General features: G+C 33.8%; 13 protein-coding genes. 8 read left to right on the top strand and 5 right to left on the bottom strand.

Annotation, left to right across the window (positions count from 1 at the left end):
- Positions 1–56 precede the first annotated feature (56 nt).
- The 6 genes from mdh (at position 57) to IM744_RS15960 (ending at position 8,592) form a co-directional block, all read left to right on the top strand.
- On the top strand, positions 57–983 hold the full coding sequence (mdh, locus tag IM744_RS15985; RefSeq protein ID WP_194509175.1) for a malate dehydrogenase: 927 nt from the start codon (positions 57–59) through the stop codon (positions 981–983).
- A 69-nt stretch (positions 984–1,052) separates the two neighbouring features.
- Entirely contained in the window at positions 1,053–1,964 is a 912-nt protein-coding gene (locus IM744_RS15980) for a SecDF P1 head subdomain-containing protein (RefSeq protein WP_194509174.1), read from the top strand.
- Between the two features lie 33 nt (positions 1,965–1,997).
- Positions 1,998–2,612: a hypothetical protein gene (locus IM744_RS15975; protein WP_194509173.1), complete on the top strand. Its 615-nt coding sequence runs from the start codon at positions 1,998–2,000 to the stop codon at positions 2,610–2,612.
- Between the two features lie 228 nt (positions 2,613–2,840).
- Positions 2,841–5,822: a protein translocase subunit SecDF gene (gene secDF, locus IM744_RS15970; protein ID WP_194509172.1), complete on the top strand. Its 2,982-nt coding sequence runs from the start codon at positions 2,841–2,843 to the stop codon at positions 5,820–5,822.
- Between the two features lie 167 nt (positions 5,823–5,989).
- Complete coding sequence (locus IM744_RS15965) at positions 5,990–8,023, top strand: PKD domain-containing protein (RefSeq protein ID WP_194509171.1); 2,034 nt, start codon at positions 5,990–5,992, stop codon at positions 8,021–8,023.
- 44 nt (positions 8,024–8,067) lie between these two features.
- Positions 8,068–8,592: a hypothetical protein gene (locus IM744_RS15960; RefSeq protein WP_194509170.1), complete on the top strand. Its 525-nt coding sequence runs from the start codon at positions 8,068–8,070 to the stop codon at positions 8,590–8,592.
- Between the two features lie 6 nt (positions 8,593–8,598).
- On the opposite strand, the gene IM744_RS15955 is transcribed toward IM744_RS15960, so the two are convergent.
- The 5 genes from IM744_RS15955 to folE all read right to left on the bottom strand — a co-directional run bounded on the left by IM744_RS15955 (position 8,599) and on the right by folE (position 12,601).
- A complete protein-coding gene (locus tag IM744_RS15955; RefSeq protein ID WP_194509169.1) occupies positions 8,599–9,102 on the bottom strand; it encodes a DUF192 domain-containing protein in 504 nt (167 codons plus the stop codon).
- Between the two features lie 2 nt (positions 9,103–9,104).
- Positions 9,105–9,929, bottom strand: a complete 825-nt coding sequence (gene lgt, locus IM744_RS15950) for a prolipoprotein diacylglyceryl transferase (protein WP_194509168.1) — start codon at positions 9,927–9,929, stop codon at positions 9,105–9,107.
- 185 nt (positions 9,930–10,114) lie between these two features.
- Positions 10,115–10,351, bottom strand: coding sequence for a membrane protein insertion efficiency factor YidD (gene yidD, locus IM744_RS15945; RefSeq protein WP_194509167.1), 237 nt, complete (start codon positions 10,349–10,351; stop codon positions 10,115–10,117).
- Positions 10,352–10,353: 2 nt separating this feature from the next.
- The gene (gene cysS, locus IM744_RS15940; protein WP_194509166.1) at positions 10,354–11,835 is read right to left on the bottom strand and encodes a cysteine--tRNA ligase; all 1,482 of its coding nucleotides are present in this window, start codon (positions 11,833–11,835) and stop codon (positions 10,354–10,356) included.
- Between the two features lie 88 nt (positions 11,836–11,923).
- Positions 11,924–12,601, bottom strand: a complete 678-nt coding sequence (gene folE, locus IM744_RS15935; protein WP_194509165.1) for a GTP cyclohydrolase I FolE — start codon at positions 12,599–12,601, stop codon at positions 11,924–11,926.
- A gap of 225 nt (positions 12,602–12,826) precedes the next feature.
- Here folE and IM744_RS15930 point away from each other — a divergent pair, with 225 nt between their 5' ends.
- On the top strand, positions 12,827–13,288 hold the full coding sequence (locus IM744_RS15930; protein WP_194509164.1) for a hypothetical protein: 462 nt from the start codon (positions 12,827–12,829) through the stop codon (positions 13,286–13,288).
- 31 nt (positions 13,289–13,319) lie between these two features.
- Positions 13,320–16,799 (top strand): PKD domain-containing protein (locus IM744_RS15925; RefSeq protein ID WP_194509163.1); only part of this gene is annotated, 3,480 nt, incomplete at its 3' end.

Raw genomic sequence — 16,799 nt, 5'->3', positions numbered from 1 at the left:
GTTAAAATTTGTAAATTTACCCTATAATTAACAACACATATAAAAACACAATAAAAATGAAAGTAACAGTAGTTGGAGCAGGAGCAGTAGGCGCAAGTTGTGCAGAATACATTGCAATTAAAGATTTTGCAAGTGAAGTAGTAATCTTAGATATAAAAGAAGGTTTTGCTGAAGGTAAAGCAATGGATTTAATGCAAACAGCGTCATTAAATAATTTTGATACTAAAATTACAGGAAGTACAAATGATTATTCTAAAACAGCAGGTTCTGATGTTTGTGTAATTACTTCAGGAATCCCTAGAAAACCAGGTATGACTCGCGAAGAGTTAATTGGTATTAACGCTGGGATTGTAAAAATGGTATCTTCTAGTTTAATAGAACACTCTCCAAATACAATTATTATTGTTGTATCTAATCCAATGGATACAATGACATATTTAGTTCATAAAACAACAGGATTACCAAAAAACAGAATTATTGGTATGGGTGGAGCACTAGATTCTGCACGTTTCAAATATAGATTAGCAGAAGCTTTAGGAGCTCCTATTAGTGATGTTGACGGTATGGTAATTGGTGGACACAGTGATAAAGGTATGGTGCCATTAATTGGTAAAGCTGCAAGAAACAGTGTAAAAGTTTCTGAGTTTTTATCAGAAGAAAGAATGGATCAAGTCGTACAAGATACTAAAGTAGGTGGAGCAACACTTACAGGTTTATTAGGTACATCTGCTTGGTATGCTCCAGGAGCAGCAGTATCTGCAATGGTTCAAGCAATTGCTTGTGATACTAAAAAGATATTCCCTTGTTCTGCTTTATTAGAAGGAGAATTTGGATTAAACGATTTATCTATTGGTGTTCCTTGTGTATTAGGTGCTAACGGAATTGAAAAAATTGTTGAAATTAGTTTAACAGATGCTGAAAAAGCAAAATTATCAGAATCTGCTGAAGGTGTTAAAACAACTAACGGTTTGTTAGAGTTATAATCACAACACTTTTTTAAATATATTTGAGGCTATCATATTAATGATAGCCTTTTTTAATTTTAGACATTCATGAAATACATCTACATTTTTATTTCTATTTTATTTTTTTCCTGCGGAAATGTAACACCTAAACACAAATTCTCTATTATATATGAATTTGAAAATCTAGAAACGCTAACTGATAATGATAAGTTAGAAACAATAGAAGTCTTAAATAAACGATTAGATCATTTTGCTTCTAACTATGAAGTGAGATTAACTAATAAACAACAAATTGAAATCAAACTGAGTACAGATTTAGAGATGGAAGCTGTTAATGCTATTGTAACTAATCCTGGTAAACTTGAATTTTGGGAATGTGTTGAATCGAGAGAGATACCTTCTTTTTTTTTGAAAGTGTTTCATTTAATTGAAGCAGAAAACCACACGCTTAGAAATCCTTTAGATAGTTCTTCTAGACCATTCTCAGCAGGTGTAATGAGTATTGATACTTCAGGTGTTAAAAGGTTAAAAGAAATATTACTGAAAGAAGAAGTATTAGCTCTGTTACCACAAGAAATAAAAAATTCCAAATTTTTATTCGGTCAACCTCTGAATGGGAAAGTAGATTTGTACGTTGTTAAACTTCCATCAAATGGAATAGCATTTGTCAACGAAACACATGTAACTGAGGCACGTGAAAAGTTATCCTCGAAAAATCGACCATCACTTTTTATTGAAATGAGTGAAGAAGGTACTCAACGCTGGGAAGGCATGACAGACTTAGCATATCAAAAAGGTTCTAAAATAGCAATCACTTTAAATGATATAGTCTATTCTGCTCCTACAGTATCAAGCGGTCCAATTAGTGTAGGCAAAGCAGAGATAAATGGAGATTTCACAATTGAAGAAGCAAAAGGCTTAGCCATAATTTTAAGCTCTCAAAAAAGAATTCCAAAGCTAAAGTTCGTTAACTCATCTGCTATAAACGACGAACCGTAAATCTAGGTTCTTTATTTTTTATATATTTGGCGCATGAACTCGAGATGGTACATTAGTATTCTCATTATTACACTAACCTTTTTAGGTAGCATTGCTAGTAAACAGCAAGTTGTTATACCTAATCAGGAAATTGTACTTCAGTTTTCTTCAATAAACGTCTCTACTCAAGATACTCAAAACGCTATTTCAAGTGTTAAACAACAATTGGAAATTGCAGGTGTAGATGATATAAAGGTTCAAACACTTCAAGATGGTCAATTAAAAATCTCTTATTATAGTGTTTCAGATGTTGACAGTATCAAAGCATTATTATCTAATGAATGTAATCTAGATTTAGGTTATGTTTCTAAAAATGATGATGAGCGAAATATACCTTCCGAAGAAAAAACAATCGCATACAACTTTGATGTTTATGAGATTCAGCAAGGTGATGATGTTTCAGAATTAGAAGGAAAGCTAGCTTTAGAAATAAAAGCGCAAGACGATAGGATTTTCAATCCTAATGTTCTCGCTTCTAATCAAGATGTAAAGATTGATTCAAAAGAATGCATAGAAAAAGTTACTTACAAATTAAGTAGAACAGTTTCAATTGCAATAGATAATAACTCCTATAAAATCCCAGAGGTTCGTGCAGGACCTGTAATCTAGGGATTTACTTTTTAGCGCTTTAGCTACAAATATTCCCAATCCCGATAGCTATTGGGACCGAAGATATATTAAATAATAAAGTATATCATCTTAAGGTATAGCTGTAAAAGCTACACAACAACACATATAACATAAAAAACAATTGTCAAATCAAGTGTAAATTTTATATTTGCGCCTTCGTTCTGGAAACTCAGAATGAGATAAAAATTTGACCTAAACAAAAAAATAATGCAAAACAAAGGACTAGTAAAGCTTTTTGCAGTGCTATTTGGATTGGTAAGTATTTACCAATTATCATTTACATTCAAAAACAACCAAATTGACAATGCTGCAAAAACATATGCAGAGAGTAAATATGATGATTCAGATGCCATAAACGATGCTGAAATTCACTATGTTGATTCTTTAGCTAACGTGGAAGCGTTTAACATGGGAATTGCAAGTTTCACAGGTAAAGAAGTGAAAGAAAAAGCAATGAACCTTGGTCTTGACCTTAAAGGAGGATTGAATGTGATTCTTCAAATTTCGGTAAAAGATATCTTAGTAGGTTTATCTAACAAAAGTAAAGATCCAGCTTTCAACAAAGCATTACTTGATGCAGAAGAAATTCAAAAAGATGCTCAAGAACCTTATCTTGAGTCTTTCTTTACTGCATGGGAAACTGTAAAAGGTGACCAAAAATTAGCTTCACCAGATATTTTTGCTAATAAGGATATGGATGGTGTTATCGACAACCAAATGTCTGATTCTGAAGTAAAAAGTAAATTAGAAGAAAAAGTAGACGAGTCTATCGTTTCTGCTTTTGAAGTATTGCGTAAACGTATTGACCAGTTTGGTGTAACGTCTCCAAACATTCAGCGTTTAGGGAATTCTGGACGTGTATTAGTAGAATTGCCAGGTGTTAAAGATGTAAAACGTGCAACACAGTTAATTACAACGACTGCACAATTACAATTCTGGGATGTTGATAAAGGAGAAACACTAGGTAGTTTCTTTGCTTTAGCAAACGAGGCAGTTAAAACAAAATTAGGTCTTAATGAAAAAGTAGAAGCTACAAAAACTCAAGATTCTACAGGAACAGACAGTACCGTTGATGATTTATTAGGAGACACTTCTACAGATTCTACAGCAACAAACCAAGTCAACCCAATATTTGATTTATTAGGTCCTCCAAGATCTGGTGGTATGTTAGGATTAAAATTAGAAGATAAAGAAAAGTTTCAATCTTATTTAGCAATGGATGAGGTTAGAGCAATTGTTCCTGCAGATGCTCGTTACACAAAATTCGCTTTTGGTTTACCAACAGTTGATAAAGAAACTGGTATGGAGTATGTTGATTTATACTTATTGAAAGGAAACAGAGATGATGAGCCAGAATTAAGTGGTGGTGTTGTAACAGGTGCAAGTCAATCTTACACGCAAGCAAACCAGCCATCTGTATCAATGCAGATGAATGCTCAAGGATCTAAAATTTGGGAAGAAATTACAGGTAGAGCAAATGCTCAAGGAACTCAAATTGCAATTGTTTTAGATGATATTGTATATTCTGCACCTACAGCTTCAAGTGGAGCTATCTCTGGTGGAAACACAGAAATCTCTGGTAACTTCACGGTTAAAGAAGCAGAAGATTTAGCAAACGTATTAAGAGCTGGTAAATTACCTGCAAGAGCAGAAATTGTACAAGCAGACCAAGTTGGACCTTCATTAGGTAAGGAAGCAATTGATAGTGGTTCTAAATCATTTTTAATCGCTTTAGCTTTAGTATTACTTTGGATGATTATGTACTACGGTAAAGCTGGTATCTTCGCCGATATTGCTTTAATGTTAAACATTTTATTAATCTTTGGTGTACTATCAGGATTAGGAGCTGTATTAACATTACCTGGTTTAGCTGGTATTGTATTAACAATTGGTATGTCTGTAGATGCAAACGTGCTTATTTTTGAGAGGATACGAGAGGAGCTTGGTAAAGGTAAATCACAAAAAGAAGCTGTTAAAGATGGTTTTGCAAATGCGTTATCTTCAATTTTAGATGCCAATATTACAACAGGTTTAACTGCCTTAATATTATTTGTTTTTGGTACAGGACCAATTAAAGGTTTTGCAACTACTTTATTAATAGGTATTGTAACGTCATTATTTACTGCAATTTTCATTACTCGTTTACTAGTAGATTGGTATGTGAATAGTGGTAAGAAATTAGATTTCACAACGTCAATTACTAAAAACTTATTTCAGAATAATAATATCAACTTCATCGGTAAACGTAAAATTGCTTATGTGATTTCTGGTGTTTTAATATTAGTAAGTTTAGGGTCTTTATTTACAAATAAATTAGATCAAGGTATTGACTTTGTTGGAGGTAGAACATATCAAGTACGTTTTGTTGATGCTGTAAGTGCTGAGAAAGTTGCAGAAGATTTAACTGCTAAATTTGAAAGTGTAGAAGTAAAAACAATTGGTAGTGCTAATCAATTAAAAATTTCTACAAAATATAAGGTAGATGAGAATTCAGTTGAGGCAGACGAAGAAGTAAAAACAATGTTGTTTGAAGGATTGAAACCATACTTACCAGCAGGAGAAACATTCAAAGACTTTTCTGAAGCTAAAAATGATGTAGGTATCGTGCTTTCTAGTAAAGTGAGTCCAACAATTGCAGATGATATTAAGAATGAATCACTATTTGCAGTCTTAGGATCGTTATTGGTGGTGTTCTTGTATATCTTATTCCGTTTCAAAAAATGGCAATTCTCAATTGGTGCTGTAGCTGCAGTTTTCCATGATGTGATAATCGTATTAGGTGTATTCTCATTATTGTATAAAATCATGCCATTTAGTATGGAAATTGATCAAGCCTTCATTGCAGCAATCTTGACTGTAATTGGTTACTCATTAAATGATACCGTTGTTGTATTTGATAGAATTAGAGAAGAACTCGCAGAACGCGGTGGATTCAAAGGTGGATTGAATATCAACTCTGCAATAAACAGTACATTAAGTAGAACATTAAATACGTCATTAACAACATTAGTTGTGTTATTGGCTATGTTCATCTTTGGTGCAGAATCTCTTAGAGGATTATTATTTGCATTAATCGTTGGTGTCGTAGTTGGTACATACTCTTCAGTATTTATCGCAACACCAATCATGTATGATACATTAAAGAATAAAGGTATTGATCCTTTAAAAGAGGATGAAGACGTAGCTTAATTTTCTTTTTACATAAATTTTAAAAAGCCATTTCTTCGGAAATGGCTTTTTTTGTTTTAATTCTTTTTCTTCGGAAATGTGCCAGTTCTAATATTTTTCACGCAAACTTTTAGTAATTCTTGTATATTTAGGAAAAAGATTACAAACTAAACTTAAACTCTCTACCTATGAAAAAAGCTTTACTTATCTTATTTACAGTTATGTCATCTTTCATATATGCTCAAGAAGTGATTATGCAAAATGGTTCGATAACAACGTGTTCTGGAACTTTTACAGATAGTGGAGGAGAGTTTGGGAATTACTCAAGTGATGAATATTTTGTTTTTACAATATGTCCAGATGTTCCTGAAGGACGATTAACATTAGATTTTCAAGAGTTTGCTACTCAACTAGGTGCAGATGTTATGACAATATATAATGGTGATAGTGTTGCATCACCTATGTTTGGTACTTTTAGTGGAGCAAATAGTCCAGGATTGCTTTTTGCTAATTCAGATAACCCTAGTGGTTGTTTTACTATAGAGTTTGTATCTAATGAATCTGCAAATACAACAGGTTGGACAGCAAATATAAATTGTTTATTACCATGTCAAGATATCACAGCACAATTAGATTCAACATCACCTTTGCCAAATGAAGAAGGAATTATTGAAGTATGTGTAGGAGAGAGTGTAACTCTAAATGGTAGTGGTGTTTTTGGAGTAGATGGTACTGGTGCTACATACACTTGGGTTTTTGGAGATGGTAATACGGTTTCTGGTCAATCTGTTACTTTTGCATATGATGTTCCTGGTGTATATCTGGCTAATTTTAATATAAGAGATACCAATACAGATAATTTCATGAATGGTTGTCCAAACACAAACACAATTAATCAAATAATTAGAGTCTCTGGAGAACCTGATTTTACAGGAGTACAAGCAGAAGATAGTACATTATGTTTTGGAGAATCTACAACAATCGAGGCTATAGTTAATCCATTAACTTTAACCTATAATTGTCCACCACCAATAAGTGAAGAGACTTTTTTACCAGATGGTAGTGGAGCAGCATATAGCACTTGTATTAATGTAACGTGTTTTGATCCTAATGCTGTATTAACAGATATTTCTCAATTACAAGATATTTGTATCAATATTGAGCACTCTTATTCGGGAGATTTAGACATTACACTAATTTCACCTAATGGTCAAGAAGTTAATTTATTTGAGCAAGCTGGAGGTGGTACTTATTTTGGGGGAGCAAATGATGATACGTCAAATGATCCAGGAGTAGGTGCAGATTATTGTTTTTCTATGTCTGCTGCGACACCAATAGCAAATGCTAATACAATTATTGCAGGATCTAATCCTCCAGCAAACTCATTTGAACCAGGATCTTACCTGCCCGCAGAATCCTTTGATGTTTTGCTTGGTAGTCCACTTAATGGAGAATGGTGTATTCAAATTATAGACAATCTTTCAATAGATAATGGTTATATATTTTCTTGGGAACTTAATTTTGATCCTAGTGTGCAATTAGAAGATTTTACATTTATTCCAAATATTGTATCTCAATCTTGGGACCCAAATTCTAGTATAACAGAAACAAATGGAAATATTATCACTGTAGCTCCAGATGGATCTGGAGAATACTGTTACATATACAGAACAGTTGATGAATTTGGTTGTGAATACGCAGAAGAAGTTTGTATTAATGTGGCAGATGAAAACCAACCACCAATTACATATTATGAAGATACTGATGGTGATGGTTATGGTGATCCAAATAGTCCTATTGTAGAATGTTCTCCAATACCTCCAATTGGTTATGCTGCAAATAATTTAGATTGCGATGATAGCAACAATCTGTTAAATCCAGATGCATCAGATACCGAAGGTAATGGTATTGATGAAAATTGTGATGGTGTTGATGGAGATGCACTTAGCGTTGATGAGTTTTTAAAGAAAGAGATTTTTATACAACCTAATCCATTTAATAATCACGTAACAATTAATTTGCCATTAAGTTTAATAGGATCTGCATTAGATGTTATTATTTATGATTTAAATGGTCGTGTTGTTTATGATAATGTACATTCAAACTTAGAGGGTGTAATTACGATTGATAACCTTAATACATTAGAAAAGGCTCCTTATTTTCTTAAAATATCTAACAAGGAAATTGGGTTTAACATAGTTAAAAAAATAATTAAGCTGTAACAAGTAAGACCTTTTAATCTCTTTAGAGATATATAGAAAGTTTTATGTTAAAAAACACACTTATCATTCTTCTTCTTTTTGCATTGTCAATGGCTAATGCTCAAAGTGGAGAAGTACAAACACGGGAGAAATATAGAAACGAATTTAAGGATATTCTTTTTTCTCCAGGTGTAATAGTGCAACACGAAACATTTCTAGAATTTAATGTATCTATTGGAGAAGTTACAGCCATAAATGGAAAAATCCCATTAGAAGGTTTTGAAGGATTTAGAGTAGGCTTTGAAACAAATTTAAGAGATAGACATAATCATACCATTGCTCCAAAAATTGGATATGAGATTTCTGCTACACTATTTTCGATACGATTATCTGCTGTGAATTATTTCCAAAATGGAAATTCGGAATTTAGATTACTTCCAGAAATAGGAATAAGTATGTACGGTTGGGTAAATTTAACCTATGGTTACGGAATTCCTTTTAACAATGGCAACTTAGATAATGTAAGTTGTCACAGAGTAGCTTTAAGCTTTAATCTCGATAAGCGTTTAAAAGAAGCATTGTTTCAATAATGAGGATTAATGCTTTGAAAATTCTATTCTGTCACCTTTTGCTAAATTCCATTCATCACTCATGCCAGCATTAACTTCTAGTACATATTTTGCAGGAGCTTCAGATGGTAAAGAGGTTTCATTCATGGGTTGCGCATTTTTTTGAATACTGACTATGGTTTGGTATTCAGCAATAAAAATAATATCTAAAGGCATCTCAGTATTCTTCATGTAAAACGCACGATAATCTAGATCTGGAAAAATAAATAGCATACCTTGATTTACTGCCATGCTTTTGCGATACATCAAACCGGTTTGCGTAGAATATTCGTCATCTGCAATTTCAATGTCTATATATGCTAGTAAGGAATCTGAAGTAGCTTTTTTTAGTTGAAGTTCACCTTCTTTTGTGAACTTGACTTCAACTTTTTTTACTTCGGAAGTTTTGCGCTCCTCTTTACATGAAGATAGCTGCAAGGCAACGCTTCCGAAGAACAAAAAAACAAAAAACCGAAGAGCAAAATGCTTCATGATTAGCTCAATTTCGTTTTAGGCTTGTAAACAAACATAAAGTATAAACCGACTAATATTAATGGAATACTAAGTAATTGTCCTGTATTTAATAACCAATCTGCACGTTCTGGATTTTGGGCTTCTTTGACAAATTCTACAAAGAATCTTACCGTCCATAATAGGACTAAAAATAATCCAAATAAGAACCCTTGTTGTTCACTCTTTTTAGTTTTCCAGTAAAAATACCATAACGCTAAGAATACAAAAATATAACTAATTGCTTCATAGAGTTGAGCAGGATGTCTAGGGAAATCTTCGCCTAATTGTTTAAAAGTAACACCAAAATCACTTCCAGTTGGTTTACCTATGATTTCTGAATTTATAAAATTTCCTAATCTCACAAATACAGCTCCAGAGGCAACAGGTATTACTACGCGATCTAAAATCCACAGTACAGATTTATGTAGTACTTTTTTATTGTATAAATACATTGAGACAATCATTGCAATTGCTGCACCATGACTGGCTAAGCCCATAAAACCTGTGAATTCAAATCCGCCTTTAAATTTAAATGGTAAAAAGATGCTAAAAAAATCTTCGGTTATAAGTTCTGGTTGATAGAAAATAACGTGACCTAGACGAGCACCTAACATAATCCCAATAACCGAATATATAAACAAAGAATCTAAAGATTCATCGCTTTGACCTTCATGTTTATAAATACGTTTCATGATTTGTAAACCAAGGATAAACGCGACAATCCACATGACACTATAATAATGTAATGTGAAGAAACCTAAATCTAATCCTTTTGAAGGATCCCAAACCATATCAATAGCAAGCATAGAATTTTATTTTGATGGGATAAAGATAATATTATTGAATAAACTAGAGTTGTTGTTAAGATAGTTTTAATCTTCTTTATCAGGAACTGGGTCATAACCACTTCGTCCCCAGGGCGACGGAGCGAATAAGAAAATGTACAGTGTACATTTTTAGCGAACGGGCGAGCTAGCGCGTTGGCATATTTTTAGTTGTTATCCTTATCAGGAACTGGATCATAACCACTTCGTCCCCAAGGATGACAACTAAAAATCCTTATGAGCGCTAATTTTCCACCTTTCCATAATCCATGTTTTTCTAACGCTTCTTTAGTATAATGTGAACACGTAGGTTGGAATCTGCATGTTGCAGGTGTGAATGGTGAGATTAAAGTTTGATAGACTTTAATTAAAAATAAAAAAGGAGCAACTAGAATACGTTTCATGATTAATTAGTCGAAAACGTCGTGCCATCCTTTCCATCATTTAATTGGATGCCTTTTGCAGCTAATTCATCACGAATTTTATCAGACATCGCAAAATCTTTGTTAGCTCTGGCCTCTTGTCTTAATTGAATCAATAATTCAACAGCACCTTCCAATTTATCTGCACCAGTAGAAGCTGTTTTTGTGTTTTCTAACCCTAAAACGTCATAGGTGAATTCTAACATCGTTTTTTTAAGAAGTTCTAAATCTTCTTGAGTTAAAGATGCATTACCAGTTTTTATCTGATTAATATGTTTTGAAGCTTCAAACAAATGAGCGATTAAAATTGGTGAATTAAAATCATCATTCATCGCATCGTAGCAATTTTGACGCCATTCCTTTACATTAAAAGTTGATGTTTTACCTGCTTTTATTTCGTCAAGAAGGTTAACTGCATCCATTAATCTGTGAAACCCTTTTTCACTAGCTAATAAACCATCGTTTGTCAAATCTAAGACACTTCGGTAAGAAGATTGAGCATTAAAAAATCTAATCACGCTAGGGCTAAATCCTTTAGACATAATATCGTTCTTTCCAGATATTAATTCCGCAGGATTGATAATATTACCAGTGGATTTAGACATACGTTGCCCATTTAATTGAAGCATATTGGCATGCATCCAATAATTAACAGGAGCTATACCTTTTGCAGCTTCACTCTGTGCAATTTCACATTCGTGATGTGGGAATTTTAAATCCATTCCACCACCATGAATATCAAAATTATCACCAAGATATTTTGTGCTCATTGCAGTACATTCTAAATGCCAACCAGGAAAACCATCACTCCAAGGAGAAGGCCAACGCATGATGTGTTGAGTTTCGGCACGTTTCCAGAGTGCAAAATCTTGTGGATTCTTTTTATCACTCTGTCCATCTAAAGCTCTTGTATTATGGATGAGGTCTTCAAGTTTACGTTTGCTTAAAATTCCGTAGTTATTAGTTTCATTAAACTTATGCACATCAAAATACACAGAGCCATTAACCACATAACCAAAACCATTGTCTATAATCGTTTTGATGAGTTCAATTTGCTCTATAATATGTCCAGTAGCTGTAGGCTCAATACTAGGAGGTAAGAAATTAAACGTATTTAAGATGTTATGGAAATCAACCGTATAACGTTGAACGACTTCCATAGGCTCAATTTGTTCTAAACGTGCCTTTTTAGTGATTTTATCTTCACCAGCATCTGCATCATTTTCTAAATGTCCTGCATCTGTAATATTTCTTACATAACGTACTTTATACCCTAAATGCTTTAAATAACGAAACACCATATCAAACGACATAAACGTTCTCACATTTCCTAAATGCACATTGCTATAAACAGTAGGTCCACAAACGTACATGCCTACATAACCTTTTTCTATAGGTGTGAAGACTTCTTTGTTTCCGCTAAGCGTGTTGTAAATTTGAATAGTCTGCTCTTCGTACAAGTGCATAGTTAGTGGTGTTTAGTTTTTTTATTCTGAAATATCTTTAAAGCAGCCAAAGCTAGCATTTTATTTTTTTCTTCGGAAGAAAGAAAGTTTAAAACGCAGTATCAAGACTTATGTAATCTAAGAATTCTCTTTTGGTTTCTTTTGTTTTAAAAATGCCTCCAAATTCTGATGTTATAGTACTACTAGCAACATCTTTAATACCTCTAGAATTAACACATAAATGTTTTGCGTCTATTACGCAGGCTACATCTTCAGTATTTAAAACTTTTTGAAGTTCTTTTACAACTTGAATAGTAAGTCGCTCTTGTACTTGCGGACGCTTTGCAAAGTAGTCTACAATTCTATTCATTTTTGAAAGACCAACTACAGTACCATTTGAGATGTAGGCAATATGTGCTTTTCCAACAATAGGGAGTAGGTGATGCTCGCAAGTTGAATAGACAGTAATGTTCTTTTCAACAAGCATTTCTCCATACTTATATTTATTGTCAAATGTTGAAGCGCTAGGTTTTTTTGCAGGATCAAGTCCTCCAAATATTTCATTTACAAACATCTTAGCAACTCTATTTGGTGTGCCTTTTAGACTGTCATCTGTCAAATCAAGACCTAATGTTTCTAAAATATGTTTAACATCACCTTTAATGATATCTATTTTTTCAGAAGACGTTAGCTCAAAAGCATCTTGTCTTAAAGGGGTTTCAGAAGATGAGCCAACATGATCATCACCAATAGTATCAAAATCTTGAATATCTTTTTCTATTTTCATCTGTTCTATTCCGAAGCAACCGAAATTGCTTTTAATTAAAATTATAATTCCTCCATTTAAAAAGAGAATGCAAAGATAAACAATAAAAAAAAACGAATATAAGGGTAGGGGTTTTTTAATTTAGGATGTTATATGCGTATAATCGGAATCAGTATACAAGACATCCGATTTAACAGTTTGTTTATTAAAATTTTCTTAAATTCCGCTTCTTAAAAAAAGACTATCATGAATCCAAAATTCCTATTCCCTCTTATATTGGTAAGTACATTACTAATATCTACTTCATTGTTTTCACAATCAAGAAAATACAATACAGTTAACTATAATGAAAACGTAAATTCTTCATTAACAAATGCAGAATTGGCCTTAATTAATGAGGTTTATGGAAATACTGCAAATGAAAATATTTTAGATAAACCACAGCGTTTAAAAGATATTAAAAATATTCTTCGCAATAGAGTTGAAATTAAGAATTTACCCAATCCTAGTGACCAAAAACAATGTACTTTGTTATCTGAAGTTCCATTATTGGATTATTATGTTTCTAGTTTACAACGAGATACTCATTTTAACCCTCAAGATTTTAATCCGTTGAAATATTTATTCAATTATAATTCCTACGGAACACATATGTATAGAGTAGACAATACCAATTACTTTATCATTATCAAATCTCAACATAAATAAAATTCTAATTATCCATTTATAACTACAAGCTATGAAAAAGGCATTACTCATAATTTTTACTTTATTTTCTTTTAGTACTTACGCTCAGGATATTATCATGCAAAATGGTAGTGTGACTGGTTGTTCTGGAACATTCTATGATTCTGGAGGAGCAGGAGGAGCATATTCTAGTGGTGAAGCTCTAGTATTAACAATTTGTCCTGATAACCCAGGGCAATTAGTGACATTAGACTTTACAGCTTTCAGTACTCAATTGGGAGTAGATGTTATGACCATTTATAATGGTGATAGTACTGCTTCACCTGTGTTTGGTACATTTGATGGAGCAAATTCTCCAGGCTCAGTTACTGCTACAGAAGATAATGGATCTGGTTGTTTGACTATTCAGTTTGATTCAGATGCTGCAGGAACAACAACAGGTTGGGCTGCAGATGTGTCTTGCTTTACACCTTGCCAAACGGTAGTGTCTCAATTAGATTCTGCTACACCAGCTCCAAATGGTGATGGTTATATTAGAGTTTGTCCTGGTGAAGATATTACCTTAACAGGAAGTGGTGTTTTTGAATTTGATGGAACAGGAGCTACTTACGAATGGGATTTAGGAGATGGTAATATAGTTGCAGGTCAGACAGCAACGTTTTCTTATGATATTCCAGGTGTTTATATTGTAAACCTTAATACTAGAGATGCTAATACAGATTCAGATCCTTTAGGGTGTGCTAACACTAACTTAATAAATCAAGTGATTCAAGTTGCTACAGAGCCTAGTTTTTCAGGTACAGGAGCTGCAAATACAGATTTATGTTTTGGTGAAACAACAACTATAGATGGTGTTGTAACACCAACACTTTTTGCTAATGATTGTACACCTCCAGTAAGTGGTACAACGTTTTTGCCAGATGGTTCCGGAGCAGTATACACAACATGTATTACAGTAGATTGTTTTGAATCTGATCAACTTTTGACAGATGTTAATCAACTTCTTGATATTTGTATAAATATGGAGCATTCGTACTCTGGAGATTTAGACATTAGGATTATTTCACCTAATGGGCAAGAAGCAGATCTTTTTACACAAGCAGGTGGAGGTACATATTTTGGAGGTGCTAATGATGATACTTCTAATAACCCAGGTGTAGGTGCAGATTATTGCTTTTCTATGTCTGCAACAACTTTATTACAAAATGCAAATACTATTACCGCAGGAACTAATCCTCCTAATAGTTCTTGGACTCCAGGTACATATTTACCAATAGAATCATTTGCTTCTTTAATAGGTAGCCCTTTAAACGGAGATTGGTGTATAGAAATTGTAGATAATCTTAGTATTGATAATGGTTATGTGTTTTCTTGGGGATTAAATTTTGATCCAAATATTCAACCACCAGAATTATCTTTCACACCTGTTATTACATCTGAAGGTTGGGATGCAGATCCTTCTATCACAAATATTACAGGGTCTACAATTACTGTAGCGCCTTTAACTGCAGGAACACATTGTTATACATATAGAGTTACAGATGATTTTGGATGTGAATATACACAAGAAGTTTGTATAGATATGGCAGAAGATATTACTGCAGATAGCTCACCGGTCACAGCAACTATTTGTGATGGTGAAGACGCAGTTTTTAATGTTACAGGAACACCCAATGCTTTAATAACTTATACCTTAAATGGAGGAGCAATTCAAACAGTAGTTTTAGACGGTACAGGTAATGGGACAGTCACAGTAACAGCTCCTGCAGTTGATCAAACATTAAATGTTATTGATGCAACAATTGGAACTCCAGATATTATTGGTAATGCTCAAACTGCTATTGGTGGTTTTGATACTGATAATGCAACAGGTCCAATTGATCCAGTTGGCACTGCAGCTACTAACGCAAATAGTGTTACAATTACTTCTGCAGAACCTTTATTGACATTAACGCTTGAAGATAATGTGCCAGTTGGAACTGATATCACAATAAGTTTAGCTAAAGACAATGTTACTGGAGATATGGTTATTTCAGATGGAGTAGCCAATCTAACATATAATACAGGTGCAGAAGATGTTTTACAACAAATCATATTTACTACAGGAGCATCTACTAATACATTAACATTTACTCAAAATGCAGGTCAGCTTTGGATTGATGGTGTAGAATATACGTTGCCTGGTACTTCATGTACGGTAGTCATTGATGATACAGAAACTATTACTGTTGGTGAAGTTTTTGATACAAATTTCACTATGACTCCAACTTGTGATGGAGGAACCGCAACTGTTACAGGTGATATAGGAGGAGTGTTCTCTTTTGTAGACCCTCAACCAACAGATGGTGCGGATATAGATTCAGTTACAGGAACTATTATTGATGGTGTTTCGAATACCACATATACTGTAATTTACGAATTTGCTAGTGCTTGTAGTCCAGGTACAACGCAAACAGTAACTGTGCTTCCATCCGGTGATGCGACTTTTACTCTCACGCCAACATGTGATGGAGCAACAGTTACCATTATAGGAGATACGGGTGGAATATTTGCATTTAACCCAATCCCAACAGATGGAGCAGATATAGATCTAAATACAGGAACTATTACAGATGGTGTTCAAGGGTCTTCTTATACAGTAGAATATTTAGTTGCTGGAGCGTGTCCAGCTTTAAGTTCCCAGTCAGTAACAGTTTTGCCATTTGAAGATGCTAGTTTTACATTAACATCTACTTGTTTAGGAGCAACAGCAGTAATAACAGGAGATACAGGAGGGACTTTCGTTTTCAATCCATTGCCAACAGATGGAGCGGTAATAGATGAAAATACAGGTTTAATTACAGGTGTCTCAGGAACAGTTTATACAGTAGAATACATGACTTCAGGGCCATGTCCAGAAACGTCAAGTGAGTCGGTAACTGTTTTTCCTTCGGAAGATGCTTCGTTTACATACATGCCAAATTGTACAGGAGCTACAGCTACAGTTACAGGAGATACAGGAGGTGTGTTTACGTTCAATCCGGTACCAACAGATGGTGCATTAATTGATTCAGACACAGGGGAAATTACTAATGGAGTGCCAGGTGCTACGTATACAGTAGATCATATAACATCAGGAAACTGTCCAGCAACAGTAACACAAACAATAACTGTTTTTGCAGAAGATGATTCTAGTTTCAATCTAATACCAACATGTGATGGAGCAATTGCAACTGTAACTGGATTGCCAGGCGGAACATTTACATTTAATCCAAACCCAGGAAATGGAGCAACTATAAATTCTGCAACAGGTGCTATAACTGGAGGTCCATTTGATGCTGTATACACTATTGATTATACGACAGACAATGGAACATGTCCAACAACAACAACTCAATCTGTGACATCATACTCACAACCAATAGTTATAGATCCAACCCCATTAGAAGTTTGTGACGATGGTACACCAGATGGGATTACGAGTATTGATTTAACGTTAAAGAACGTAGAAATCACAGACAACAATCCAAACTATTCAGTAAGTTATCATATT

Origin of the sequence: Psychroserpens luteus, assembly GCF_015319355.1 — a bacterium.
Taxonomy (GTDB): domain Bacteria; phylum Bacteroidota; class Bacteroidia; order Flavobacteriales; family Flavobacteriaceae; genus Psychroserpens; species Psychroserpens luteus.
Note: the sequence above shows the minus strand (reverse complement) of the source record. Positions and strands in the feature narration are given on the sequence as shown.